This window comes from Leclercia sp. UBA5076, assembly GCF_002416465.1.
Taxonomy (GTDB): domain Bacteria; phylum Pseudomonadota; class Gammaproteobacteria; order Enterobacterales; family Enterobacteriaceae; genus Enterobacter.
On record NZ_DIAO01000001.1, the window covers coordinates 144335 to 171111 of the forward strand.

Genomic DNA, 26777 nt, shown 5'->3' on the forward strand with positions numbered 1-26777 from the left:
CCTGATTTGCCGCCCGCATTATCATGACGGCTAAACTCACGCAACGATAAAACTATAACCTGGAACGAGCCGTCCAGAATTATCGCGTCCTGCGATAAAAAAAAAGCACTGCCATAGCAGTGCTTTTTTCCATGCTGTCAGTCAAGGGAAACGGACAGCACAGGCGGTTAACTGCGAGTCAGTACACGACGCGCTTCATTATAGCGCTTTTTCCAGTATGGCTCGTTCATACTGGAGATCGTCACACCACTGCTGGTGGACGCGTGGACAAACTGGTCGTTACCAATATAGATGCCGACATGACGGCCGGTTGAACCCGCACGGAACAGAACTAAATCGCCGGTACGTAAGCTGTTACGTGAAATCGATTTGCCCATTTCCTGTTGTTCATAGGTTGAACGCGGAAGTTCTAAACCAAACTGTTCGCGGAAGGTACGCTGTACGAAACCGGAACAATCAATGCCTTTACGTGTTTCGCCGCCCAGGCGATAGCGCACGCCCTTCCAGCTGGCATACTGGTCCATTAATCGGGATTTGATATCCAGATTGCTGACCATTTTTTCAAATTCATCCTGAGAAGCTTGCAGTGAAGAGGCGTCTTCTGACCCCACAACACGCGTCTCAGGATGCATATTCTTTGCGGTGTTCGATGCGCTACAAGCTGAAAGCAGAACCGCGACTGCAATCGCCGGGATTACCCGTGAGAAGTATCTCAAGATCGGTTGAGATTTGACCATGTTGTTTATTTTCCCTTGAAGTCCTTAACGACAAATATCGTTATAAAAAATGCCAAGCGAGACGAGACTAAATACCTGCGCACTATCAGACAATTCTTTATGGTCAAATCTGTGGCGAATCGCACAAATTTATTTACAACGATAATAATTGTGGCGCTGAGGTAAAACGAGTCTGAGATTACCTGATTGAGGCGGGTAATGCGAGTAAAAATACGCACTTTTTTTATAAGTAATTGTGATAGTAAAAGTACGTTGACAGGAGAGTGGTCGGGCAGGGTAATTTAGGTTAAGTTCTGTACAACGCATTAATTTCTAACGTGATTAATGTGACAGGAAGATGACAAAGGCGCTGAAATCGAGGGGGAAATCTATCAGGGATCGGTAATGATCCCTGATGGTTATTGTTAATTTCTGTTAGTAACTTGTTTCGAATTTGTTTTATTGCCGGGCAGATAACGATTAAAGAAGGCGATTAAACGCTCACTCAATGGGGTCATCAGGCACCACGGAAGACCAATCAACGCCACCGAAAGCGACCCGACGGCAATATCAGTGAACCAGTGCGCACCGATCATTACCCGAGGGAATGCGAAAACCACAAAAATAATCAGGGCTAATGCGAAAGTCTTATGCCCGAAATAACGCCACATAAAAGCGCTGAAAATAAGCAGCATCATTCCGTGATCGCCTGGGAAACTGTCTTTAGAGGCATCTTTTGTGGAAATATGCAGCAATTCACTGACGCGATAAATATCCGGGAAAAATAGCGTCGGACTTGAGCGTTTCACCGGTATTAAGGCCTGCGCCAGCTGGTTCAGCACCACCGCGGTCAGTAGCATCACCAGGCCGATCATCAGAATACGGCGACGCCCGGCGGGACTCTCTTTTCGCCAGAACGTCAGCATCAGATAACCCATCGCCAGCAGCGAGCAGCCGTCAAAGGCACGGTTATTGGTGATCGCCACCAGCCACAGGAAGGCGCGGCTCTCTCCCAGCTGCCGGTTAAAGAAGTGGAATATGCCGCTATCCAGCGGGAACCAGAAACCGTGGTTGACCGGCAGATACCAGGATAAAAAGAGCGCCACACCGGCGACATTAAGCAATAAAATGGGGAAAAGTCGGGTTTTCATCATCACGCCGTAAGTAATTCAATCAGGGCAACGTTAGTTCCCCGAACTTAAACGAAGCTTCAACAAGCTCGACTGTAAGGCATTCCAGTCGGTGTTAACCGCACTAATTAACTCTATTCGGCTGTCCGGCGGCGCCACGCCCTGCGTTTCGATGAAGAAATCTTCCCCCTGACGATTAATCCGTACCAGCCCATCGGGGGTACGCATTACCCCTTTCACCCGTTCAACCGGGGCAAGCCGCGCCCACTCCAGTAAACCGATGGTATCGAAGCAGGTGTCGGCGTCGAAGACCCAGCCACAGGCCTGATGCCCCTGGCCGCTGTTCAGGCTGCGACGCCAGCGCTGGTGCGCAGGCAGACTCAGTGCCGCCAGACCCTGTTTTTCGCCGTGGCTGTGGGAATGGGCTGCGCTGGCGGGCAATTCAGCAAGATTACGCCGCGGCAGGTCGAGCAGGGCATTGTCCACACTTCCCTGGGTGGTGTGCGCAATCTGACGCTCGCCGCCAAAGTGCTGCCACCAGAGTTCCAGCGCAGCGCGGCTTTCCGGGGTGGCGCGGTCCTCTTTATTGGCAATGATGATGTCGGCGGCGGCCAGCTGATCGCGGAAATTCTCGTTCTGGACAAACTTTTCGTCCAGCAACTGACGGGGATCGAGCAGGCACAGGGTGGCGCGTAAATCGATCCACGGCTCATAGACCGGGGCGGTCAGCAGGTCGAGGATCTGCTTTGGGTGACCGAGCCCGGTAGGTTCAATCAAGAGCCGGTCGGGCTTGCCCTGTCGCAGCAGGGTATTCAGCCCCACCTGCATCGGCAGGCCGTTGACACAGCACATGCATCCCCCTGGGATCTCCTTTATCAGCGCCCCGTTATCGGCCATCAACGCGCCATCAATGCCGATCTCGCCAAATTCATTGACCAGCACGGCCCACTTTTCGTCAGGATCTTTATTGGCCAGCAGGTGGAGTATTGACGTGGTTTTCCCGCTGCCGAGAAAACCGGTAATGAGGTTGGTTTTAGTCACAGGTGCTCCAGGGTGATAAATGTAATGCTATAACAATTATCAATAATCCTGGCGGAAAAGAACAGCATTGGGAAGGGGAAGGGCGAACGGAAGACTTCCCGCTCGCCTTAAGCGCAATAAAGGTTAAAGCGACAGCGTGTCGATAATCGCCTGGCGCGCGCCCGACTGGCTGATACGCTGGTAAGCCTGGGTGATGGCCTCCACGAACCGGGGTTCCTGAGGCAGGTCGTGGCCAAAAATTTCATTCAGCGCCAGCAGGGCGGTCACGCGCTCCTCCTCGCTGCTGGTCTCGATGATGGCGCGAATTTTATCGCTTAGCGGATCGCGCACGTCAATGGCATTGCCCGCATCATCCACGCCGCTGACGTAGCGCATCCACCCGGCGACTCCCAGCGCCAGCAGTGGCCAGGCGGTGTCACGCTGAAGGTGGAGGCGGATACTCTCCAGCATTCGCTGCGGCAGTTTCTGGCTGCCATCCATCGCAATCTGCCAGGTGCGGTGTTGCAGTGCCGGGTTGGCGAAGCGATCAATCAGGCTGTCGGCGTAGGCGATCAGATCCACCCCGGTGATGCGCAGCGTCGTCGCCTGTTCGTTAAGCATCAGACGACGGGCGGCGTCACGCAGCGCGCTGTCGGCCATGCAGTCATTAATATGGGCGAAACCGGCCAGATAGCCGAGATAAGCGAGGAAAGAGTGGCTGCCGTTGAGCATGCGCAGCTTCATCTGCTCCCAGGGGAGGACGTCCTGCACCATCTGTACTCCGGCCACTTCCCACTCCGGGCGGCCGGCAACAAAGTTATCTTCGATCACCCACTGAATAAACGGCTCGCAGCTAATGGCGCACGGATCCTCGACGCCCACTTCGCGGGCGATTTCCGCAAGGGAGTCGTCGGTGGCGGCGGGTACGATCCTGTCCACCATCGTGCCCGGGAAGCTGACGTTGGCGGCGATCCACTCCGCCAGCTCTGGCGAGCGCTTGTGGGCCATCCCCAGCACCGCATTTTTCACCACGTGGCCGTTGTCCGGAATGTTATCGCAGGAAAGCACGCTGAACGGCGCCAGGCCGCGCTCGCGGCGGCGGTGCAGGGCTTCGACCAGGATACCCGGCGCCGAGTGCGGCGCATCCGGGTACTCCAGATCGTGAATAATACGCTCGTTGCGGGTATCCAGCTTGCCGGTGGCCGGATCGATGCAGTAACCCTTTTCCGTGATGGTCAGGGAGACGATCGCTACCTGCGGCTCGCAAAACTTCTCAATAATGGCCGCCAGCGAATCGAGTTTAGCGTTCAGGCATTCATGTACCGCCCCGACGATAATCGGTTGATTTCCGTCGGCGCCTTTTTCCAGCACCGTAAAGAGATGATCCTGCGCGCGCAGCTGGCTCATCAGCGTATCGCCGCTAAACAGGCTAATCTCACAGATCCCCCAGTTGCCGCCTTTGGCGTTGAGCACCCGGTCGGTCAGGAGGGCCTGATGGGCGCGATGAAAGGCGCCAAAGCCGAAATGGACGATACGGGAGCGTAACGCCTGGCGATCGTACTGCGGCTGCAACACGTGAGCGGGTAGCGCGGTGGTGGCAATTGTCTTCATGAAATAAACACCTGATTAACCATTAATTAACAAGGTGAGTGTAAAGTTATATGACAGCAAATTGAATTGGTAAGCCGTAAATATCCGGGAACTGTGAGATGGATCAATCAATATTGCGAGGCGAGTTGACCTGTTTCCGCATGCATGTATGGTAGTCGTCATCACATGACGAAATATTGGTATAACAACTTTAGAGGGTGAATCGATGGAACAAACCTGGCGTTGGTACGGACCCAATGATCCTGTTTCGCTTGATGACGTGCGTCAGGCTGGCGCAACGGGCGTTGTCACCGCGCTGCACCATATTCCTAACGGTCAGGTGTGGCCGGTAGAAGAGATCAAAGCGCGTCAGGCGCTGCTGGCCGAAAAAGGACTCACCTGGTCGGTAGTGGAGAGTATTCCGGTTCACGAAGAGATTAAAACCCACTCCGGCGACTATCAGACCTGGATCGCCAACTACCAGCAGAGCATTCGCAACCTCGCGGCCTGCGGCATTGATACCGTGTGCTACAACTTTATGCCCATCCTTGACTGGACGCGTACCGACCTCGAATATCAGCTGCCGGATGGTTCAAAGGCGCTGCGTTTTGACCAGATCGCCTTTGCCGCGTTCGAGCTGCACATCCTGAAGCGTGAAGGCGCAGCGGCTGACTACACTGCAGAAGAGCAGCAGCAGGCGCAGGCGTGGTTCGATGCGGCAAGCGAAGCGGATATCGAAAAGCTGACCCGCAATATCATCGCTGGTCTGCCGGGGGCGGAAGAGGGCTACACCCTCGACCAGTTCCGCGCGCGCCTGGCGGAGTATGGCAACATCGACAAAGCCCAGCTGCGGGAAAATATGGCCGTCTTCCTGCGCGCTATTGTGCCGGTAGCGGAAGAGGTGGGCGTGCGTCTGGCCGTTCACCCGGACGATCCACCGCGTCCTATCCTGGGCCTGCCGCGTATCGTCTCCACCATTGAGGATATGCAGTGGCTGAAAGAGACGGTCGACAGCATCAGCAACGGCTTCACCATGTGTACCGGCTCCTACGGCGTGCGGGCCGACAACGACCTGGTGCAGATGATTGAAACCTTTGGCGACCGCATTCACTTTACCCACCTGCGGGCAACCTGCCGGGAAGAGAATCCGAAGACCTTCCACGAAGCGGCGCACCTCGGCGGTGACGTGAATATGGTGGCAGTCGTGGATGCCATTCTCCGTGAAGAGAAGCGCCGTAAGCAGGCGGGAGATCTGCGTCCTATTCCATTCCGTCCGGATCACGGGCATCAGATGCTGGACGATCTGCGTAAGAAAACCAACCCGGGTTATTCGGCCATTGGCCGTCTGAAAGGGATGGCGGAAGTGCGCGGCGTGGAGCTGGCGCTGAAGATGACCAAATATCCTGAGCTTCTTTAACCGGTATTGCCGGGTGGCGGCTTCGCCTTACCCGGCCTACAAAAGCAGACACAAAAAAACCGGCTCAATGGCCGGTTTTTTGTAGGCCCGGTAAGCGTAGCGCCACCGGGCAAAACAGCCCGCACTTAGTCAGCACGACCCATATAGCGTTTTTCTTCGATATGGATACGAATTTTCTCGCCTGCGGAGAGGTATTCCGGCACCTGCACAACCAGACCGGTGGTCAGGGTCGCCGGTTTGTTACGTGCAGACGCGGATGCGCCTTTAATGCCCGGTGCGGTTTCCACGATCTCCAGATCGACGGTCTGCGGCAGCTCCAGCGCCAGCAGAACGCCATCCCAGGTCAGAACCTGCATGTCGGGCATGCCGCCTTCCGGAATAAACAGCAGCTCTTCTTCAATCTGATCTTTGGTGAAGATGTATGGCGTGTAGTCTTCTTTATCCATAAAGACGTATTCGTTGCCATCAACATACGAGAAATCGACATAGCGACGGGTCAGGGTAACGGTATCCACGATATCGTCGCCTTTGAAACGCTCTTCAACTTTCAGACCGGTACGTACATCGGCGAAACGCATTTTGTACAGCGTTGCTGCGCCACGGGCGCTGGGTGCCTGAATATCGATGTCTTTTACAATCAGCAATTTGCCGTTGTAATTCAGCACCATACCTTTCTTAATTTCGTTCGCTCTTGGCATTGCAGTAATCCTGTTAACGGGAAGGTCAAAAATATCGCGTCAAAGTACTCGCGCGCGGCATTTCAGGCAAGTGGATTTCGTGGCTTTTGCTATCAATACGTAAAAGGTGTTACTGTGCCCGTCACGCCCGCGGGAGCGGCTTTCTTTCAGGTAAAGTACGAATATGGATTGCCGTCCGGACTGCGGAGCATGTTGCACCGCCCCCTCCATCACCAGCCCCATTCCCGGGATGCCCAACGGCAAGCCTGCCAATACCCCCTGCGTGCAGCTGGACGCGCAACAGCGCTGCAAAATTTTCGGCTCGAGCTCGCGCCCGAAAGTGTGTGCTGGCCTGCAGCCGTCGCGGGAGATGTGCGGCGATACGCGCGGCCAGGCCATGACCTGGCTGCTCGAACTCGAGACGCTTACCGCGCCTTAAATATCCTTAATGCGCGTCAGGCAGAGCGTGGTGAGGATGCACATCCCCAGCGCAATCCAGAATACCGCGTGATAACTCCAGATTTCGGCCACGACGCCCGCCACGGAGCCTGCGATGATCCAGCCGACGCGGGTAGTGTTGGTATAAAGCGTGGTGGCCGCGCCAGCCTGACCCGGCATCAGATCCTGAAAATAGAGCATGCCGATCCCGGCGAGAATGCCAATATAGATGGCGTTCAGCAGCTGTAACCCAAGTAACACTACCGGCGTGTGCGCGGTGAGCATCCCGACGTAAAACAGCAAACCGGCAACGGCGGCAACGCGCATCAGGAAGCGCTTACCGAAGCGTTTTGCGTAGTAGCCCGCAATCAGCATCGTCGGGATCTCCAGCCCGGCAGCGGTTCCCATCATTACTCCCGCCAGCTTCTCGGAGAGATGCAGCTCATTAATGATAAACAGCGGCATGTTAATGATATAGAGGCTGTTGGTGCCCCACATTAACGTGCAGATGGTAAAGAGCAGCAGGGCGTCGCGACGGTTGCGGCGCGGCGACTCCAGCACCCCGGTTGCCAGCTTCGGCTCCTTGCGCATCGTCGGCAGGAAAAACCAGACCATCGCGCCGCAGACCACAAACGCCACGGCGGCGCTGATATACATCACCGGGAAGCCAAAGCCCATCGCCAGCGCATAGGCCACTGGCGGCCCCACGACCCAGGCCAGCGACACCTGGGCACGCAGGATCGAGCTGAACATCACCGCCTCGCGACCGGTATGGTCGGCATGTTCGCGGGCTAAGGCAAACAGCTGCGGGTTGGCGGTAGAGCCAAAGCTGCTAAGGAATACGCCGACAAACAGCAACACAAAGTAGTTACGGTTCCAGGCGAACAGCAGGCAGGCCAGGACACCCAGCAGACAGCAGAAAACGATCAAGGATTTGCGATCGCCCCGCTTATCTGAGCGACCGGCCAGGAACTGACTGACCAGGATGCCGATAATGGCGCTGCCGGTGAAGAAGAACCCCACCATGGCCGGGCGGGCATGCACCTCGTTGGTGAGGAACAGGCTCAGCGTCGGGGTCTGTAACGCGCCGGCAATGCCGGTAAGAAAAGCAACAATCAAAAACGCCGATGAGGTCAAATCAAATGGCTTGGGTGAGGCGGCTGCGGGAGTGGTGTGCATGTTTCTGTATCAGTGATATGAAGAGACGCGGAGTTTACGCCGCTTGTCATAAAATAGACAGATATCCTCGCCAGTTACCCCACAAAAAATCAAAACGTGTTTTCAGTCCGTCGCTGCGCTTGCTGAAGTTGCTGAAGCCGAACGGCTGTTCACCCCTGAAGGCAGCGGCCTGAAGCAAAAATGTGCTGTAACTCTAAATTCTGCAAGCTGAAATGCGGCTTTACTTGCAAGGATGCCTGGAAAGCGCAAGACTTCTTGAAACGTTTCAGCGCTAATTGGTTTACCTAACCCAAACGGATTGGCGCCTTTTTTCACATTTAAGCTGAAACGATTCAATTTCAGCAGGAGTGGAGAACCATGTTCCAGTTATCCGTGCAGGACATTCATCCCGGCGAACAGGCCGGCACTAAAGAAGAGGCTATCCGGCAGATCGCCGCCGCGCTGGTAGAGGCGGGCAATGTCGCTAGCGGCTACGTTGACGGCATGCTGGCGCGTGAGCAGCAGACCTCTACTTTCCTTGGCAATGGCATCGCCATTCCGCATGGCACCACCGATACCCGCGATCAGGTGCTGAAAACCGGCGTTCAGGTCTATCAGTTCCCGCAGGGCGTGCTCTGGGGTGAAGGCCAGGTAGCCTATGTTGCCATCGGCATTGCCGCCAGCAGCGACGAACACCTCGGTCTGCTGCGTCAGCTGACGCACGTCCTGAGCGACGACGCCGTGGCTGAACAGCTGAAATCCGCCACCACCGCCGAAGAGCTGCGCGCCCTGCTGATGGGTGAAAAGCAGAGCGAAGCCCTGAAGCTGGATAACGAGACGCTGACGCTCGACGTAGCCGCCTCCGATCTGGTGACCCTGCAGGCGCTGAACGCCGGTCGCCTGAAAGAGGCCGGTGCGGTGGATACCGCCTTCGTGGCCCACGCCATTAACGATAAACCGCTGAATCTCGGTCAGGGCGTCTGGCTGAACGACTGTGCTGAAGGCAACCTGCGCAGCGCTATCGCCGTCAGCCGTGCAACAACCGCATTCGATACCGCCGGCGAAACCACGGCGATGCTGGTGACCGTCGCCATGGCCGATGAACAGCCGGTTGAGGTGCTGAAGCGCCTTAGCGATCTGCTGCTGAACAAAAAAGCTGAACAACTGCTGAAAGCGGATGCTGCGACCCTGCTGGCGCTGCTGACCAGCGATGATGTGAACACCGATGAACTGCTGAGCGCCGAGTTTGTCGTGCGCAACGAACACGGCCTGCATGCCCGTCCTGGCACCATGCTGGTCAATACCATTAAGCAGTTCAACAGCGACGTGACCGTCACCAACCTCGACGGCAGCGGTAAACCGGCCAACGGCCGTAGCCTGATGAAAGTCGTCGCGCTGGGCGTGAAGAAAGGGCATCGCCTGCGCTTCACCGCGCAGGGTGCGGATGCTGAACAGGCGCTGAAAGCGATTGGCGAAGCCATCGCGGCGGGTCTGGGGGAGGGCGCATAATGAGCAGACGTGTTGCCACTATTACGCTGAACCCGGCTTACGACCTCGTGGGCTTTTGCCCGGAAATTGAACGCGGCGAAGTCAACCTCGTGCGTACCACTGGCCTGCACGCGGCAGGTAAAGGGATTAACGTTGCCAAAGTGCTGAAGGATCTGGGTATCGACGTCACCGTCGGCGGTTTCCTCGGCAAAGATAACCAGGATGGTTTCCAGCAGCTGTTCAGCGAGCTGGGGATCGCCAACCGTTTCCAGGTGGTGCAGGGGCGTACCCGCATCAACGTGAAGCTGACCGAGAAAGATGGCGAAGTCACCGATCTGAACTTCTCCGGTTTTGAAGTGACCCAGGCGGACTGGGAACGTTTTGTGAATGACTCCCTGAGCTGGCTGGGTCAGTTCGACATGGTCTGCGTCAGCGGCAGTCTGCCGTCCGGCGTCAGCCCGGAAGCCTTTACCGACTGGATGACGCGTCTGCGCAGCCAGTGCCCGTGCATCATCTTTGACAGCAGCCGCGATGCGCTGGTGGCCGGTCTGAAAGCCGCACCGTGGCTGGTGAAACCTAATCGTCGCGAACTTGAGATCTGGGCAGGCCGTAAGCTGCCAGAATTAAAGGATGTGATTGAAGCCGCCCATGCGCTGCGTGAGCAGGGTATCGCTCATGTGGTCATCTCCCTGGGGGCGGAGGGCGCGCTGTGGGTTAACGCCTCCGGCGAATGGATCGCGAAACCGCCGTCGATGGAAGTGGTCAGCACCGTCGGTGCCGGCGACTCGATGGTTGGCGGGCTGATTTATGGCCTGCTGATGCGCGAATCCAGTGAACATACTTTACGTCTTGCCACCGCCGTTGCAGCCCTGGCCGTCAGCCAGAGCAATGTCGGTATTACCGATCGTACCCAGTTGGCCGCGATGATGGCGCGCGTTGACTTAAAACCCTTTAACTGACAGCAGGAGAGGCATAATGAAAACGCTGCTGATTATTGACTCTGCACTCGGACAGGCGCGCGCCTATATGGCGAAAACCCTGCTCGGTTCGGCGGGACATAGAGCACACCTTGATTTCATCGACAACCCGGGCGATGCCGAACTGGTTATCGTTCTCGGCGACAAAATCCCCGCCGACAGTTCGCTGAACGGCAAAAAAGTGTGGCTGGGCGATATCAACCGCGCCGTTGCACACCCGGAACTGTTCCTGAGCGAAGCGAAAGGCCATGCGGCACTCTATACCGCACCTGTCGCAGCGGCGGAGACGGCTGTTGCTGCGGGTCCGAAACGCGTGGTGGCGGTTACCGCCTGCCCAACCGGCGTAGCGCACACCTTTATGGCGGCTGAAGCTATTGAAACTGAAGCCAAAAAACGCGGCTGGTGGGTAAAAGTTGAAACCCGCGGCTCCGTAGGCGCAGGTAATGCGATCACCCCGGAAGAGGTGGCGGCTGCGGATCTGGTGATTGTGGCGGCAGATATCGAAGTGGATCTGGCGAAGTTTGCCGGTAAGCCGATGTACCGCACCTCCACCGGTCTGGCGCTGAAGAAAACCGCGCAAGAGCTGGATAAAGCCCAGGCCGAAGCGAAACCGTTCCAGCCTGCGGGCAACACTGCGTCTACGGCTTCTGAACGCAAAAAAGAGTCCGCTGGCGCGTATCGTCACCTGCTGACGGGCGTCTCCTATATGCTGCCGATGGTGGTGGCGGGCGGTCTCTGTATCGCGCTCTCCTTCGCCTTTGGTATCGAAGCCTTTAAAGAGCCGGGTACCCTGGCAGCGGCGCTGATGCAGATTGGCGGCGGCTCGGCGTTCGCGCTGATGGTGCCGGTCCTGGCGGGTTACATTGCGTTCTCTATTGCTGACCGTCCGGGTCTGACTCCAGGTCTGATCGGCGGTATGCTGGCCGTAAGCACCGGCTCTGGCTTTATCGGCGGGATCATCGCGGGCTTCCTCGCAGGCTACATGGCGAAGCTGATTAGCTCGAAGCTGAAACTGCCGCAGAGCATGGAAGCCCTGAAACCGATCCTGATCATTCCGCTGATCTCCAGCCTGGTGGTTGGCCTGGCGATGATCTACCTGATCGGTAAACCGGTTGCGGGTATCCTCGAAGGCCTGACCCACTGGCTGCAAACCATGGGCACCGCCAATGCGGTCCTGCTGGGTGCAATCCTCGGTGCGATGATGTGTACCGATATGGGTGGTCCGGTGAACAAAGCATCTTACGCCTTCGGTGTCGGCCTGCTGAGTACCCAGACCTATGCGCCAATGGCTGCCATTATGGCGGCGGGTATGGTGCCGCCGCTGGCGCTGGGCCTGGCGACTATCGTTGCCCGTCGTAAGTTCGACAAGGCGCAGCAGGAAGGCGGTAAAGCGGCGCTGGTACTGGGCCTGTGCTTTATCACCGAAGGGGCGATTCCGTTCGCTGCCCGTGACCCAATGCGCGTTCTGCCATGCTGTATCGTCGGTGGCGCGGTGACCGGCGCCATCTCCATGGCGATTGGCGCAAAACTGATGGCGCCGCACGGCGGTCTGTTTGTTCTGCTGATCCCGGGCGCCATTACGCCAGTGCTGGGTTACCTGTTTGCGATTATCGCCGGTACCCTGGTAGCGGGCCTCTCTTACGCGGTGCTGAAACGCCCGGAAGCTGAAGCGGTTGCCGCAAAAGCAGCATAATCTTTCTTCATCCGAAAAGGGCAGAGGCGACTCTGCCCTTTTTTTGCTTTTTATCGTGCTACTGTTCGCAGTTTTTTGTAGACAGCAAAACTCTCTCTACAAAAAATTGTGATTCTGTTCATAACCATTTCACATCCTTTTTGCCACCGCTTTACTTTACCCTTCCTGCGCATACTATAAACACGTGTTCATATATAAACACGTGCTCTAATAGAATTAAAAGTCACTCACTCGCTTAATTATCATTGCGATGGCCGGCGTGCCAGAGGATGTTCTATGCGTGAAAAGGATTATATTGCTGTTATTGGTTCTGCGAATATGGATGTTGCGGGGTATTCACACGCCTCGCTTAATTATGCGGACTCTAACCCAGGGAAAATTAAATTTACCCCCGGCGGCGTTGGGCGGAATATTGCGCAAAACCTTGCGCTGCTGGGAAAAAATGTCTGGCTACTTTCGGCGGTCGGCGATGACTTTTACGGTCAGTCGCTGCTATCACAAACCCAGGCCGCTGGCGTACAGGTGGAAAAATGTCAGGTGATCGCAGGCGAAGGCACCTCCAGTTATTTATCCTTGCTGGATAATACCGGCGAAATGCTGGTAGCCATTAATGATATGGCTATTTCTGACTACATCAATCCGGACTATCTGGCCCACCACCTGGCCTTTTTGCGTGCGGCAAACGCGGTGGTGGTGGACTGCAATCTCAGTGAATCTGCGCTGGGCTGGATATTTGAAAATGCAGGCCAGGCACCGGTATTCGTTGACCCCGTCTCGGCCTGGAAATGCAACAAAGTGCGCGACTGGCTGGGCCATATCCACACGCTGAAGCCCAACCGGATTGAAGCCGAAACCCTGAGCGGCATCCCGCTCTCCTGCGCGGCGGATGCCCCGAAAGTCGCGGCCTGGTTTCACCAGCACGGCCTGTTCCGGCTGGTATTAAGCATGGGCGGCGACGGCGTTTATTACAGCGAGAAAGGGGGCGAAAGCGGCTGGTCAGCCCCGTTTAAAACCCGGCTTGTCAATGTCACCGGCGCGGGGGACGCGATGATGGCGGGGCTCGCCTTCTGCTGGCTGGAAGGGGCCACATTTGCCCATTCCGTTCGTTTTGCCCAGGGCTGCTCGTCGCTGGCGCTTGCTTCCGTATATACCAATAGCCCCGACTTATCGGCTGAAAATGTTAACGCATTAATGGAGAGAGAACATGTCTGAATTAAAATTATCTGCTGAGTTCCTGCAAATTTCTCCTGAGGTTCAGGACGCTTTAAATAATAACAAGCCGGTTGTGGCCCTTGAATCCACCATTATTTCTCACGGCATGCCTTTCCCGCAAAATGCCCAGACGGCGCTGGAAGTTGAAGATGCGATCCGCCAGCAGGGGGTTATTCCCGCCACTATCGCCATTATTCGTGGCGTAATGAAAGTGGGGCTCAGCAAAGAAGAAATTGAACTGTTAGGCAGTGAAGGCCATGCGGTGACCAAAGTCAGCCGCCGGGATTTACCTTTTGTGGTTGCCGCAGGAATTAATGGCGCGACCACGGTTGCCTCCACCATGATTATTGCGGCAATGGCCGGGATTAAGGTCTTTGCTACCGGCGGAATTGGCGGTGTACACCGCGGTGCGGAACACACATTTGATATTTCTGCGGATTTACAGGAGCTGGCGAAAACCAATGTCGCCGTGGTTTGCGCCGGGGCGAAATCTATTCTCGACCTCGGGTTAACCACCGAATATCTGGAAACCAACGGTGTACCGTTAATTGGCTATCAGACCCAGTCCCTGCCTGCCTTTTTCTGTCGCACCAGCCCGTTTGAGGTCAGCATCCGTCTCGACAGCGCTGAAGCCATCGCGCGCGCAATGGCGGTGAAATGGCAGACCGGCCTTAACGGCGGCCTGGTGGTGGCGAATCCTATCCCGGAACAGTTTGCGATGCCTGAAGAGACCATCAACGCCGCGATCGATCAGGCGGTGAAAGAAGCGGAAGAGCAGGGTGTGACCGGCAAAGCCAGCACGCCGTTCCTGCTGGCCCGCGTGGCGGAATTAACCGGTGGCGACAGCCTGAAATCCAATATCCAGCTGGTCTTTAACAACGCCCGTCTGGCCTGCGACATCGCGAAAGCGTACCAGCGCATCGCGTAATCTTTTCACAGGCAGTTTGCCGTCGCCTGTCTTCACAGTGGAATCACGGATACCCGGCCAGTCGCCGGGTTTTCAGGTAAGGAAATCATTATGGATGTAATGAGAAGTCTGCTGGGTATGGCGGTGCTGTTAGCAATAGCCTTCCTCCTGTCGGTCAATAAACGCCGTATCAGTCTGCGTACCGTTGGCGCCGCTTTCATTTTGCAGGTGGCAATTGGCGGCATCATGCTCTATTTCCCGCCAGGAAAATGGCTGGTTGAACAGGCCGCGATAGGGGTGAGCAAGGTAATGTCCTACAGCGATGCCGGTAGTGCTTTTATCTTTGGCGCGCTGGTTGGCCCCAAAATGGATACGCTGTTTGACGGTGCCGGGTTCGTCTTTGCCTTCCGGGTGCTGCCCGCCATTATCTTTGTCACCGCGCTGATAAGCCTGCTCTACTACATCGGGGTGATGGGGCTGCTGATCCGTATTCTGGGCTCCATTTTCCAGAAAGCGTTGCGTATCAGTAAAATTGAATCCTTCGTGGCGGTGACCACCATCTTCCTCGGCCAGAACGAGATCCCGGCGATCGTGAAACCCTTCGTCGATAAGCTGAACCGCAATGAGCTGTTTACCGCTATTTGTAGCGGGATGGCGTCCATTGCCGGTTCGATGCTGATTGGCTACGCCGGAATGGGAGTGCCGATTGATTACCTGCTCGCCGCCTCGTTAATGGCCATTCCTGGCGGGATTTTGTTTGCCCGTCTGCTGAGCCCGTCCACGGAGGCGTCACAGGTCACCTTCGATAACCTGTCGTTCAGCGACACGCCGCCAAAAAGCATTATCGAAGCCGCGGCGACCGGGGCGATGACCGGGTTAAAAATCGCCGCCGGGGTTGCGACGGTGGTAATGGCCTTTGTGGCGATCATCGCCCTGCTGAACGGTATGCTGGGCGGCATTGGCGGCTGGTTGGGTATTGAAAGCCTGAGCCTTGAGGGGCTGTTTGGCTATGCCCTGGCACCGCTGGCGTGGCTCATGGGGGTCGAATGGCAGGATGCCACGCTCGCAGGCAGCCTGATTGGACAGAAGCTGGCGATTAACGAATTTGTCGCCTATCTCAACTTCTCGCCATATCTGCAAACCGCCGGTCAGCTGGATGTGAAGACCATCGCCATCATCTCTTTTGCTCTGTGCGGCTTTGCCAACTTCGGCTCGATTGGCGTGGTGGTGGGCGCCTTTTCTGCGGTATCGCCCCAGCGCGCCCCGGAGATTGCCCAGCTGGGCGTGCGGGCCCTGGTGGCGGCCACGCTCTCTAACCTGATGAGCGCCACCATTGCGGGCTTCTTTATTGGTCTGGCAGGCTAGTGACGCAGGCCGGGTAGGGCAACTACCCGGCCTGTTTACGGCTGGCTCTCCAGCAGCGACAGGACGTTATCTACCGACAGCGTCGGGTTATTGATGCTTTCACTGGCGCGGGAGAGCGCCGCGCAGCCACCCGCGAACCGGGCACTTTCCGTAAAATCGCTCCCGTCGAGGAAGCCATAAATCAACCCCGCCATAAAGGCGTCATCGGCACCAAAGCGGTCAACCACCGGGTGGGTGAACGGCGGCAGCAGAAGCGGCTCCGCGCCTTGTTCGCTGCAGAGCACCGAATCATCTTCCAGACAGACCACAATCCGCTGCACCCCTTTCTCATGCAGGGCGGCGAGGGCGCGCTTGCGATCCTCGCACTCCGCCAGGATCTGCAGCTCCTTCAGCGTCGGCTTCAGGGTATGGATGCGCGACAGCCAGGGTTTGATCCTGTCGGCTTTAAATTCTGAAACCGTGTCGACAAACACCGGCACATCCCCGGCGAGGGTAAAGACCCACTCCAGCGCTTCCGTAGTGAGGTTACAGTCGGCCAGCACGACGCCCGCATGGGCCAGCAGTTCCCGGGAGTGATTCAGCAGCTGCGGCGTCAGCCCCTGCAGGATATGGGTATCATTGATCGCCAGCACAGTGTCGTCCTGCGGACTGGCAATCGACAGATAGGTTGCGGTGCTTTGTCCGTGCAGGCGGATGGTGCTCTGCACGTTAACGCCCGCCTGGCGGGTCTGCTCCAGCAGGGTTTCGCCATAAAAATCGCTGCCCACGGCAGAGATCAGGTGCACCTCGCGCCCCAGCAGCGCGAGGTTATGGGCGATGTTACGCGCCACGCCGCCCGCCGCGCACTGAATGGCTCCCGGCTGGGAGGAGGGTTCAGGAAAACGAATATCGGCCACCCCGCGAATATCCATATTGATGGCGCCGAGCGCCACGCAATAATCCTGTTCGGTGAGGATATAGCCTTTGCCCTTGATCGCCCCTTTGCGCATCAGGTCCATAATGTGCGCAGCGACGCGGGAGCGGCTGATATCGAGGATCTGGGCGATCTCATGCTGCTGAATAAGGGGGTTACGCCGCAGGATCTTCAGGATCTGCTTTTCCCTTTCGTTCATCATTCTGCGGTGGCCTCGGCATGCTGTTGCGCTTTCAGCCAGGCGATCTCCTCGGCCCAGATATCCGGGTTGATGGTTTCCAGCACCAGCGGAATGTTGTCGAAACGCGGATCCTGCATGATAAAGCGGAACGCATCATGGCCGATGTTGCCTTCACCCAGGCTGTGGTGACGGTCAACGCGGCTGCCAAAGGTGCTTTTCGCGTCGTTGAGGTGCATACCGCGCAGGTACTCAAAGCCCACGACGCGCTCGAACTCGGCGAAGGTTTTTGCACACGCTTCCGCGCTGCGCAGGTCGTAACCGGCGGCAAAGGCGTGGCAGGTATCGATGCAGACGCCGATGCGGGATTTATCCTCCACGGCATCGATGATGGCGGCCAGATGCTCAAAGCGGAAACCGAGGTTGCTGCCCTGTCCGGCGGTATTTTCAATCACCGCCGTCACCCCCTGGGTCTGTGCCAGCACGATGTTGATCGACTCGGCGATCCGCGCCAGACAAGCATCTTCGTCGATCTGCGACAGATGGCTGCCGGGATGGAAGTTCAACAGCGTCAGGCCGAGCTGCTCGCAGCGCTGTACCTCATCGAGGAAGGCCGCGCGGGATTTATCCAGCGCCTCCTGTACCGGGTGACCGAGGTTAATCAGGAAACTGTCGTGGGGCAGGATCTGGCCGGGGGAGAAATGGTATTTTTCGCAGGCCGCTTTGAACTCATCAATCACCTGAGTCGTTAACGGCGCGGCGCGCCACTGGCGCTGATTTTTGGTGAACAGGGCGAAGGCGGTCGCCTCGATTTCGGCGGCGCGAATAGCGGCATTTGCCAGACCGCCGGCAGCGCTGACGTGCGCTCCAACATATTTCATAAAGGGACTCCTGTTAACCCGCAAACGCATATGATAGCGGGTTAACAGGATAAGGCTACAGCGGTTTATGCCATCAGGCTATGCACCGCCAGGTTGATGGCGCCCCCGCCGACAATCAGCCAGACAAAGAGCAGCAGCGCCATCAGCAGCGGTTTCGCTCCGGCTTTTTTCAGGGCGCTGACGTGGGTGGTTAAGCCCAGCGCCGCCATCGCCATTGCCAGCAGGATGGTATCCAGCGTCACCAGCATATCCACGACCGGTTTGGGCAGCAGATGGAACGAGTTAAACACCGCGACCACAATAAACAGAATGGCGAACCAGGGGATGGTGATTTTGCTCTTCTCACCGTTGCCCGCTGGCGCAAGCTGTTTCACTCTTGCGGCCAGGATCAGCAGGAACGGGGCCAGCATCATCACCCGCAGCATTTTGGCGATCACCGCGGCATTTTCTGCGTCCGGGCTGATGGCGTGACCCGCCGCGACCACCTGGGCGACCTCATGCATCGTCGAGCCGATATAGATGCCGTAGTTTTCCGGGCTAAACCAGTGGGCTACCAGCGGATACATGGCCGGATAGAGGAAGATCGCCAGGGTACCGAAGATCACCACCGTCGCCACCGCCACGGTCACCTTGCTGGACTCGGCCTTTACTACCGGCTCGGTGGCCAGCACCGCCGCGGCGCCGCAGATGCTGCTGCCTGCACCAATCAGCCAGCTGGTCTGTTTGTCGAGCCCGAACACCTTCTGGCCGATAAAGCAGGCCAGTAAAAAGGTGCTCGAGAGGGTTAAGATATCAATCGCAATACCGCTTACTCCGACGTCGGCAATCTGCGCGAAGGTAAGACGAAAGCCATACAGGATGATCCCGAGTCGCAGCAGGTGCTGCTTGGCGAAGATGACGCCGCTGTCGCACGGCTTGTAAATCTTCGGATAAACCGTATTACCGACCACCATCCCCAGCAGGATAGCCAGGGTCAGGGCGCTGAATCCGGCGCCTGCAACCGCCGGGATGCTGCCGCCCCATAATGCGACACCGGTGACCAGCGCGCTGAGCGCCAGGCCCGGGATGTAGTGCCACACGGTACGATGATGCTGTAGGGTGAGTGTTGTCATAACCGTCTCCTTTTCTCTGGCTAAAAGGTTACGGCGCGCTGGCTTAAAAATAAAATTGATTATATATTTATAATCAATCTTTATAAGTGGTAAGCAGGGTGCTTACCCTACCGGATAGCGACTATGCACATTACCTTACGCCAGCTTGAAGTCTTCGCCGAAGTGCTGAAAAGCGGATCGACTACGCAGGCCTCTCAGATGCTGGCACTCTCTCAGTCCGCCGTCAGCGCCGCGTTAACCGATCTTGAAGGTCAGCTGGGGGTTCAGCTCTTTGACCGGGTAGGGAAGCGGCTGGTGGTGAACGAGCATGGACGTTTGCTCTACCCGCGCGCGCTGGCTCTGCTGGAGCAAACGGTCGAAATCGAACAGCTCTTTCGCGAGGATAACGGCGCCATTCGTGTCTACGCCAGCAGCACCATTGGCAACTATATCCTGCCTGAAGTGATTGCCCGCTATCGCCGGGATTTCCCGACCCTGCCGCTGGAGATGAGCGTTGGCAACAGCCAGGATGTGATCACCGCGGTGATCGATTTTCGGGTGGATATTGGCCTTATCGAAGGGCCATGCCACAACGCCGACATTATTGCTGAGCCCTGGCTGGAGGATGAGCTGGTGGTCTTCGCCTCGCCGGCCTCTTCTTTATTACAGCAGGAGGTGACCCTGGAGCGGCTGGCTCAGGCGCCGTGGATTTTACGCGAGCAGGGCTCAGGCACGCGTGAGATCGTCGATTATCTGCTGCTCTCCCATCTGCCGCAGTTCCATATGGGCATGGAGCTCGGCAATTCAGAGGCCATCAAACATGCGGTGCGCCACGGTCTTGGCATCAGCTGCCTGTCGCGGCGGGTGATTGCCGAACAGCTGGAGAGCGGAACGCTGGTGGAGATCCCCGTGCCGTTGCCTAATAAGCTGGTGCGCACCCTGTGGCGCATCCATCACCGCCAGAAGCACCTCTCTAATTCCCTCCAGCGTTTTCTGCGTTACTGCGAAATGTAATCCTGCCCGGCGGCGTTTTGTCCGCCGGTAGTCATTACTCGCATCAATCCTATTCTCTGCTTTACTTATAATCCTGGACCGGTCATGAAGCTCTCTTATAACAGGGCATTTGTGCCGGAAGAGCCGGCGATCGTCTGCTACAATCGCGCCTCATTTTTTGAATGGACAGCATTTTCACATGGTTTCCGAAACTAAAACCACAGAAGCGCCCGCGCTACGTCGCGAACTCAAGGCGCGTCACCTGACGATGATCGCCATTGGCGGCTCTATCGGTACAGGCCTTTTTGTCGCCTCTGGCGCGACGATTTCAGCAGCGGGTCCTGGCGGCGCGCTCTTTTCCTATATCCTGATCGGTCTGATGGTCTACTTCCTGATGACCAGCCTGGGTGAACTGGCGGCGTACATGCCGGTATCCGGTTCTTTTTCTACCTACGGCCAGAAATACGTTGAAGAAGGCTTTGGCTTCGCGCTGGGCTGGAACTACTGGTACAACTGGGCGGTGACCATCGCCGTGGACCTGGTGGCGGCACAGCTGGTCATGACATGGTGGTTCCCGGACACGCCGGGCTGGATCTGGAGCGCGCTCTTCCTGGCGGTGATCTTCCTGCTCAATTACATCTCCGTGCGCGGCTTTGGTGAGGCCGAATACTGGTTCTCCCTGATCAAAGTGGCGACCGTGATCATCTTTATTATCGTCGGCCTGGCGATGATCGTCGGTATCTTCCAGGGCAGCGAGCCTGCGGGCTGGAGCAACTGGACGGTTGGCGATGCACCCTTTGCGGGGGGATTATCGGCGATGATTGGCGTGGCGATGATTGTCGGCTTCTCCTTCCAGGGGACGGAGCTTATCGGCATTGCCGCCGGTGAATCCGAAAACCCGGAGAAGAACATCCCGCGCGCGGTGCGTCAGGTCTTCTGGCGTATCCTGCTGTTCTATGTGTTCGCCATCCTGATTATCAGCCTGATCATTCCATATACCGATCCGAGCCTGCTGCGTAACGATGTGAAAGATATCAGCGTCAGCCCGTTCACCCTGGTGTTCCAGCATGCCGGTCTGCTCTCTGCGGCAGCGGTTATGAACGCGGTGATCCTGACGGCGGTGCTGTCGGCGGGTAATTCCGGGATGTATGCCTCTACCCGTATGCTCTACTCTCTGGCCTGCGATGGCAAAGCGCCGCGTATTTTCGCGAAGCTCTCCCGGGGCGGTGTGCCGCGCAACGCGCTCTATGCCACCACCGTGATTGCCTGCCTGTGCTTCCTGACCTCGATGTTCGGCAACCAGACCGTCTACCTGTGGCTGCTGAATACCTCCGGGATGACGGGCTTCATCGCCTGGCTGGGCATCGCCATCAGCCATTACCGTTTCCGTCGCGGCTACGTGAAGCAGGGTTACGATATTAACAACCTGCCATACCGCTCCGGCTTCTTCCCGCTGGGTCCGATCTTCGCCTTTGTGCTCTGTCTGATCATCACCCTCGGCCAGAACTACGAAGCCTTCCTGGCCGACACCATCGACTGGGGCGGCGTTGCGGCCACCTATATCGGTATCCCGCTGTTCCTGATCATCTGGTTTGGCTACAAGCTGGCGAAGGGAACGAAGTTTGTGCGCTACAGCGAAATGGAATTCCCGAATAGCTTTAAAAAATAAGCGTACCGCCTCTCTCTAACCCGCTCAGCCGAGCGGGTTTTTTATTTCTCCACAGTATGCTCTCTTGACATAACTTTTAACAATTGAATTGATAATAGTTATCGTTTGCTTTATCATTAGCAAAGTAATCAAAAGGATGAAGGAGTCAACTTTCTAGCCCTGGTCAGGGGAGGGGTTGCGGCCACACCTGCAAATAATTACCAGACCGACCCGCCCAAAGAAGCGGGCGGTATGCAATGCAATGTGAGCAGTACATATTTGATTTTGCTGTGTTTACCTCATGGAGAAATGGAATGTTTAGGTTGAATCCCTTCGTTCGGGGAGGGCTGTGCGCGTCTGCTCTTTCCCTGGCGCTGCCGGTTGCGGCGGTGGAATCTGGCGACACGATGGTCGTTACCGCCTCGGCCAACGAGCAAAACCTGAAGGATGCCCCCGCCAGTATCAGCGTCATCACCCAGCAGGATCTGCAGCGTAAGCCGGTGCAGAACCTGAAAGATGTGTTACAGGACGTGCCGGGCGTACAGTTAACCAACGAAGGGGACAACCGCAAGGGGGTCAGTATCCGCGGGCTGGACAGCAGCTATACGCTGATCCTGATCGACGGCAAACGCGTCAACTCGCGCAATGCCGTGTTCCGCCATAACGACTTTGATCTCAACTGGGTTCCGGTGGATGCCATCGAGCGCATCGAAGTGGTGCGCGGGCCGATGTCCTCCCTCTACGGCTCCGATGCCCTGGGCGGCGTGGTCAATATCATCACCAAAAAGATCGGCCAGAAATGGACCGGCACCCTCACTGCCGACACCACTATTCAGGAACATCGCGATCGCGGCGACACCTACGGCGGGCAGTTCTATACCAGCGGCCCGCTGGTGGATGGCCTCCTCGGCCTGAAAGCCTTCGGCAGCGTCTCCCAGCGTGATAAAGACGATCCGCAGTCCTCTTCCACCAGCGCCACGGGCGAAACCCCGCGTATCGAAGGCTTCACCAGCCGTGATGCCAACGTGGAATTTGCCTGGACCCCGAACGAAAACCACGATTTCACCGCCGGGTATGGTTTCGACCGTCAGGATCGGGATTCCGACTCGCTGGATAAAAACCGCCTGGAGCGCCAGAACTACTCCCTGAGCCACAATGGCCGCTGGGGGCTGGGCAACAGCGAGCTAAAATTCTACGGCGAGAAGGTGGATAACAAAAACCCGGGCAATGCCAACCCGATTACGTCCGAAAGCAACTCCATTGACGGCAAATATGTTCTGCCGCTGGGGGAGATTAACCAGCTGCTGACCTTTGGCGGAGAGTGGCGTCACGACAAGCTGAAAGATCCGGTCAACCTTACCGGCGGCAGCAGCAGCAATACCTCGGCCAGCCAGTATGCGCTGTTCCTGGAAGATGAATGGCGGATCTTCGAGCCGCTGGCCCTGACCACCGGCGTGCGCATGGATGACCATGAAACCTACGGCGATCACTGGAGCCCGCGTGCTTACCTGGTTTATAACGCCACCGATACCGTAACGGTAAAAGGCGGCTGGGCAACGGCATTCAAAGCGCCGTCGCTGTTGCAGCTGAGTCCGGACTGGACCACCGGCTCCTGCCGCGGTGCCTGTGAAATTGTCGGTAGCCCGGATCTGAAACCAGAGACCAGCGAAAGTTTCGAGCTGGGGCTGTACTACAGCGGGGAAGAGGGTTGGTTAGAGGGCGTTCAGGGGAGCATCACCGCTTTCCAGAACGACGTTGATGACCGGATCAGCATCAGCCGTACCGCCAGCGTTAGCCAGGCGCAGAGCTACCCTAACTATGTCGGGCTGAACGGTGACGGTGAGCCGGTATTCCGCTATTACAACGTCAATAAGGCGCGTATCCGCGGCCTGGAGACGGAGCTGAAATTCCCCATTGCCGAAGACTGGCGAATGACGCTGAATTACACCTATAACGACGGGCGTGATATCAGCAACGGCGGCAACAAGCCGCTCTCCGAGCTGCCGTTCCATACCGCAAATGGCACGCTGGACTGGCAGGCGACCCAGGCGTGGTCCTTCTACGTGCAGGGGAATTACACGGGTGAGAAACGCGCGATTACCGAGGGCGCGGCAACGCCGGGTGGCTATGTGGTGTGGAACACGGGTGGTGCATGGCAGGCAACCAAAAACGTTAAGCTGCGTGCGGGCGTCATGAACCTGCTGGATAAAGATCTCAGCCGCGACGACTACACCTATACCGAAGAGGGACGCCGTTACTTTATGGCGGTGGATTACCAGTTCTGATGGTTGAAACGCCGGGCGGCGCTGCGCTTGCCCGGCCTAAGGGCTGGTGTGGGTTTTGTAGGCCCGGTAAGCGAAGCGCCACCGGGCATGAGGCTGGCACTTACTTCAACAGCTGCTGCGCATGGAAGCGCAGATGATCTTCAATAAACGACGCAATGAAATAATAGCTGTGATCGTACCCCGGCTGGATACGTAACGTCAGCGGCCAGGCTTTTTGCCGTGCCGCTTCCGCCAGTACGGCTGGCTGGAGCTGGGTCGCCAGGAACTGATCGGCATCGCCCTGATCGATAAGCGTCGGAATCGCCTGTTCCGGCTGGCTGTTCAGCATCAGAGCGCAGCTGTCCCACGCCTGCCAGTTTGCAGCATCCTCACCCAGATAGTGGCTAAAGGCTTTCTGCCCCCACGGCACTTGCGTCGGGTTGACGATTGGCGCAAACGCCGAGACGCTGACATATTTACCCGGGTTTTTCAGCGCCATCACCAACGCACCGTGACCGCCCATCGAATGGCCGCTGATGGCACAGCGATCGGCTACCGCAAACTCCGCCTGGATCAGCGCCGGCAGCTCGTCGCGCAGATAATCATACATCCGGTAATGACGCGCCCACGGCTGCTGGGTGGCGTTCAGGTAGAACCCGGCGCCTTTGCCCAGGTCATACCCGGCATCGTCCGCCACGTCGTCACCGCGCGGGCTGGTATCCGGCATCACCAGGGCGATCCCCAGTTCGGCCGCCACGCGCTGGGCGCCCGCTTTGGTGGTGAAGTTCTCATCATTGCAGGTCAGGCCGGAGAGCCAGTAAAGCACCGGCGGTTTCGCCCCGTCGGTCGCCGGAGGAAGAAAAATGCTGAACGTCATCGCGCAGTTCAGCACCGTGGAGTCGTGACGCCAGCGCTGCTGTCGACCTTCAAAACAGTGGTGCTCTTCGAGCAGTTCCATGCAGGGCTCCTTCAGGAAGGTGAGATCGGGATTGAAAGCCATAATACAGATTATTCAGTAACGTGTGAGCAACTTTCACTTCCGCATTCGCCTCATATCCTGCATCATGAATTTACGAAACTTTAACAATCGGGGTGGTCATGGCGCTGCGTATCGCGCTCAGCGGATTTGTGGTTCTGGTGGTGGCGATGGGAATAGGGCGCTTTGCCTTTACGCCCCAGGTGCCGCTGATGATTACGGCAGGGGAGCTCACCCTGACCAGCGCCGGGCTGGTGGCGGCGATGAACTACCTCGGCTATCTGGCGGGTGCATGGGATGCCATGCGCGCGCACCGCTTCGTTGAAGGACGTTTATGGCTGGGGATCGGGGGCGCAGTGGCGCTGACGCTGCTCTCCGCCGTGGCGGATAATGCGGTGGTCCACGGGCTGCTGCGCTTTGTGATTGGCTGCATGAGCGGCTGGTCGATGGTGCTGGTCGCCGCCTGGACCAACGAGCGGCTGGCCCATTATGGCAAGCCGGGCCTGAGTGCCGCGGTGTTTGCCGGGCCGGGGGCGGGGATCGCCTTAAGCGGTCTGCTGGCGGTCTGGATCCAGGCGCAGGCGCTCTCCGCCAGCGCCGCCTGGCAAATCTACGGCCTGCTGGCGCTGGTGCTCGTCGCGCTGGTGGGCCGCTACCTGCCGCGAGCCGGACAGCTGCATCGTCCGGGCACCACGCCGGAGCCGCTGACGCTAACCCGCGATCTGCGTCGTCTGGTCTGGAGCTACAGTCTCGCCGGGTTTGGCTACATCCTCCCGGCGACCTTTCTGTCGCAGATGGCGGCGCTGCGCTTTCCCGGTAGCGCCTTTGCCCAGTTTGTCTGGCCGGTTTTTGGTGTCGCTTCGATGGTGGGGATTGCCCTCAGCATCGCCCTGCGCCACGTCGCGTCGACCCATCGTCGGCTGGCGATCGTGCTCTGGTTGCAGGCGGTAGGGGTGATTGCCGCCTGGCTGATGCCGGGGATGGCTGGGCTTGTGACCGGTGCGCTGCTGGTCGGCGGCGGATTTTTATGTGCGGTGCAGCTCTCGTTGCTCTATGGGCGTGAACTGGCACCGAATCATACGCGTTACATGGCCGGATTACTGACGACCGGCTATGCCATCGGGCAGCTAATTGGCCCGATGACATCGGCACTGTCGAGCTGGCTTACCCATCAGCTTGAGCCTGCGCTGGGCCTTGCGGGTATCGCATTGTTTGTTGCGGGTGGACTGGTCTGGCAGCGTCAGGTTGAAAGGTAACGACAATTGGAATAATTATCGCGGTGAATACTGGATTATGCTCGCCGCCTCGCGCACAATGAGTGCACATTTTGCCCCACGGAGGGCAGAAGAGCGCCACACCTGCAGGAGAAAAGAATGTCATCAATGAGTAAAGAAGCTGCCCTCGTCCATGAAGCGCTGGTAGCACACGGCCTTGAAACGCCGCTGCGCCCACCGGTTCAGGAGATGGACAACGAAACACGTAAAAGTCTTATTTCCGGGCACATGACCGAAATCATGCAGCTGCTCAATCTCGATCTGAGTGATGACAGTCTGATGGAGACGCCGCGTCGCATCGCCAAAATGTATGTCGATGAGATTTTCTCCGGGCTTGATTACGCCAATTTCCCGAAAATTACCGTCATTGAAAACAAAATGAAGGTCGATGAGATGGTGACGGTGCGCGATATCACCCTGACCAGCACCTGCGAGCATCACTTTGTGACCATCGACGGTAAAGCGACCGTGGCCTATATCCCGAAAGACGCGGTGATTGGCCTGTCCAAAATCAACCGTATCGTACAGTTCTTTGCCCAGCGTCCGCAGGTGCAGGAGCGTTTAACCCAGCAGATCCTCATCGCGCTGCAAACGCTGCTGGGCACCAACAACGTGGCGGTATCGATTGATGCGGTACACTACTGCGTGAAAGCGCGTGGCATTCGTGATGCGACCAGCGCCACCACTACCACCTCGCTGGGCGGCCTGTTCAAATCGAGCCAGAATACCCGCCAGGAGTTCCTGCGCGCCGTCCGTCACGTTAGCTAATCG

23 protein-coding genes are annotated in these 26777 nt (G+C 57.3%); 13 read left to right on the forward strand and 10 right to left on the reverse strand.

Annotated elements, in window-relative coordinates:
• Positions 1-167: 167 nt before the first annotated feature.
• The 4 genes from mepS to B3X29_RS00655 all read right to left on the reverse strand — a co-directional run bounded on the left by mepS (position 168) and on the right by B3X29_RS00655 (position 4477).
• Positions 168-737, reverse strand: a complete 570-nt coding sequence (mepS, locus tag B3X29_RS00640; RefSeq protein ID WP_103180364.1) for a bifunctional murein DD-endopeptidase/murein LD-carboxypeptidase — start codon at positions 735-737, stop codon at positions 168-170.
• 404 nt (positions 738-1141) lie between these two features.
• Entirely contained in the window at positions 1142-1873 is a 732-nt protein-coding gene (locus B3X29_RS00645) for a phosphatase PAP2 family protein (RefSeq protein ID WP_103180362.1), read from the reverse strand.
• A 27-nt stretch (positions 1874-1900) separates the two neighbouring features.
• On the reverse strand, positions 1901-2887 hold the full coding sequence (locus tag B3X29_RS00650) for a CobW family GTP-binding protein (protein WP_156654916.1): 987 nt from the start codon (positions 2885-2887) through the stop codon (positions 1901-1903).
• 123 nt (positions 2888-3010) lie between these two features.
• Entirely contained in the window at positions 3011-4477 is a 1467-nt protein-coding gene (locus tag B3X29_RS00655; protein WP_156654914.1) for a mannitol dehydrogenase family protein, read from the reverse strand.
• 205 nt (positions 4478-4682) lie between these two features.
• On the opposite strand from B3X29_RS00655, the gene uxuA reads away from it, so the two are divergent.
• Positions 4683-5873 (forward strand): mannonate dehydratase, encoded by a 1191-nt coding sequence (uxuA, locus tag B3X29_RS00660; protein ID WP_103180357.1) that lies wholly within the window; start codon positions 4683-4685, stop codon positions 5871-5873.
• Between the two features lie 125 nt (positions 5874-5998).
• On the opposite strand, the gene yeiP is transcribed toward uxuA, so the two are convergent.
• Entirely contained in the window at positions 5999-6571 is a 573-nt protein-coding gene (gene yeiP, locus B3X29_RS00665; protein ID WP_014884579.1) for an elongation factor P-like protein YeiP, read from the reverse strand.
• Between the two features lie 163 nt (positions 6572-6734).
• Between yeiP and B3X29_RS00670 the strand changes: the two genes are divergently transcribed.
• Positions 6735-6989 (forward strand): YkgJ family cysteine cluster protein, encoded by a 255-nt coding sequence (locus B3X29_RS00670; protein ID WP_103180356.1) that lies wholly within the window; start codon positions 6735-6737, stop codon positions 6987-6989.
• Here B3X29_RS00670 and setB read toward each other — a convergent pair.
• Entirely contained in the window at positions 6986-8167 is a 1182-nt protein-coding gene (setB, locus tag B3X29_RS00675) for a sugar efflux transporter SetB (RefSeq protein WP_103180355.1), read from the reverse strand. The genes B3X29_RS00670 and setB overlap by 4 nt on opposite strands.
• A 357-nt stretch (positions 8168-8524) precedes the next feature.
• Between setB and fruB the strand changes: the two genes are divergently transcribed.
• The 6 genes from fruB to B3X29_RS00705 all read left to right on the forward strand — a co-directional run bounded on the left by fruB (position 8525) and on the right by B3X29_RS00705 (position 15788).
• Complete coding sequence (gene fruB, locus B3X29_RS00680) at positions 8525-9655, forward strand: fused PTS fructose transporter subunit IIA/HPr protein (RefSeq protein ID WP_159339597.1); 1131 nt, start codon at positions 8525-8527, stop codon at positions 9653-9655.
• Positions 9655-10593 (forward strand): 1-phosphofructokinase, encoded by a 939-nt coding sequence (gene fruK / locus B3X29_RS00685; protein ID WP_103180352.1) that lies wholly within the window; start codon positions 9655-9657, stop codon positions 10591-10593. The genes fruB and fruK overlap by 1 nt, the downstream gene beginning before the upstream one ends.
• A 16-nt stretch (positions 10594-10609) precedes the next feature.
• The gene (fruA, locus tag B3X29_RS00690) at positions 10610-12304 is read left to right on the forward strand and encodes a PTS fructose transporter subunit IIBC (protein ID WP_159339596.1); all 1695 of its coding nucleotides are present in this window, start codon (positions 10610-10612) and stop codon (positions 12302-12304) included.
• A gap of 276 nt (positions 12305-12580) precedes the next feature.
• The gene (locus tag B3X29_RS00695; RefSeq protein ID WP_159339595.1) at positions 12581-13516 is read left to right on the forward strand and encodes a pseudouridine kinase; all 936 of its coding nucleotides are present in this window, start codon (positions 12581-12583) and stop codon (positions 13514-13516) included.
• Positions 13509-14444, forward strand: coding sequence for a pseudouridine-5'-phosphate glycosidase (locus B3X29_RS00700; RefSeq protein ID WP_159339594.1), 936 nt, complete (start codon positions 13509-13511; stop codon positions 14442-14444). Before B3X29_RS00695 ends, B3X29_RS00700 begins: the two co-directional genes overlap by 8 nt.
• Before the next feature lie 90 nt (positions 14445-14534).
• The gene (locus B3X29_RS00705; RefSeq protein ID WP_103180345.1) at positions 14535-15788 is read left to right on the forward strand and encodes a NupC/NupG family nucleoside CNT transporter; all 1254 of its coding nucleotides are present in this window, start codon (positions 14535-14537) and stop codon (positions 15786-15788) included.
• Between the two features lie 35 nt (positions 15789-15823).
• Here the strand turns inward: B3X29_RS00705 and B3X29_RS00710 are convergent, their stop codons facing one another.
• The 3 genes from B3X29_RS00710 to B3X29_RS00720 all read right to left on the reverse strand — a co-directional run bounded on the left by B3X29_RS00710 (position 15824) and on the right by B3X29_RS00720 (position 18872).
• The gene (locus tag B3X29_RS00710; RefSeq protein ID WP_159339665.1) at positions 15824-16900 is read right to left on the reverse strand and encodes a sugar kinase; all 1077 of its coding nucleotides are present in this window, start codon (positions 16898-16900) and stop codon (positions 15824-15826) included.
• Entirely contained in the window at positions 16900-17760 is an 861-nt protein-coding gene (gene nfo, locus B3X29_RS00715; protein WP_156654905.1) for a deoxyribonuclease IV, read from the reverse strand. Before nfo ends, B3X29_RS00710 begins: the two co-directional genes overlap by 1 nt.
• A 65-nt stretch (positions 17761-17825) precedes the next feature.
• Positions 17826-18872, reverse strand: a complete 1047-nt coding sequence (locus B3X29_RS00720) for a YeiH family protein (protein ID WP_103180341.1) — start codon at positions 18870-18872, stop codon at positions 17826-17828.
• A gap of 123 nt (positions 18873-18995) precedes the next feature.
• Here B3X29_RS00720 and yieE point away from each other — a divergent pair, with 123 nt between their 5' ends.
• From yieE to cirA, 3 genes are all read left to right on the forward strand, one after another.
• The gene (gene yieE / locus B3X29_RS00725; RefSeq protein ID WP_103180339.1) at positions 18996-19865 is read left to right on the forward strand and encodes a DNA-binding transcriptional regulator YeiE; all 870 of its coding nucleotides are present in this window, start codon (positions 18996-18998) and stop codon (positions 19863-19865) included.
• Between the two features lie 178 nt (positions 19866-20043).
• Positions 20044-21513 carry an amino acid permease gene (locus B3X29_RS00730; protein ID WP_103180338.1) on the forward strand — a complete coding sequence of 490 codons (1470 nt, stop codon included), beginning with the start codon at positions 20044-20046 and terminating at the stop codon, positions 21511-21513.
• A gap of 293 nt (positions 21514-21806) precedes the next feature.
• Positions 21807-23777, forward strand: a complete 1971-nt coding sequence (gene cirA, locus B3X29_RS00735) for a catecholate siderophore receptor CirA (RefSeq protein ID WP_159339593.1) — start codon at positions 21807-21809, stop codon at positions 23775-23777.
• A gap of 100 nt (positions 23778-23877) precedes the next feature.
• On the opposite strand, the gene fghA is transcribed toward cirA, so the two are convergent.
• Entirely contained in the window at positions 23878-24714 is an 837-nt protein-coding gene (gene fghA, locus B3X29_RS00740; RefSeq protein WP_156654899.1) for an S-formylglutathione hydrolase, read from the reverse strand.
• 140 nt (positions 24715-24854) lie between these two features.
• Here fghA and B3X29_RS00745 point away from each other — a divergent pair, with 140 nt between their 5' ends.
• Together B3X29_RS00745 and folE are read left to right on the forward strand one after the other, a co-directional pair.
• Positions 24855-25988 (forward strand): YbfB/YjiJ family MFS transporter, encoded by a 1134-nt coding sequence (locus B3X29_RS00745; RefSeq protein WP_159339592.1) that lies wholly within the window; start codon positions 24855-24857, stop codon positions 25986-25988.
• Between the two features lie 117 nt (positions 25989-26105).
• Positions 26106-26774, forward strand: a complete 669-nt coding sequence (folE, locus tag B3X29_RS00750) for a GTP cyclohydrolase I FolE (RefSeq protein WP_103180331.1) — start codon at positions 26106-26108, stop codon at positions 26772-26774.
• Positions 26775-26777 lie beyond the last annotated feature (3 nt).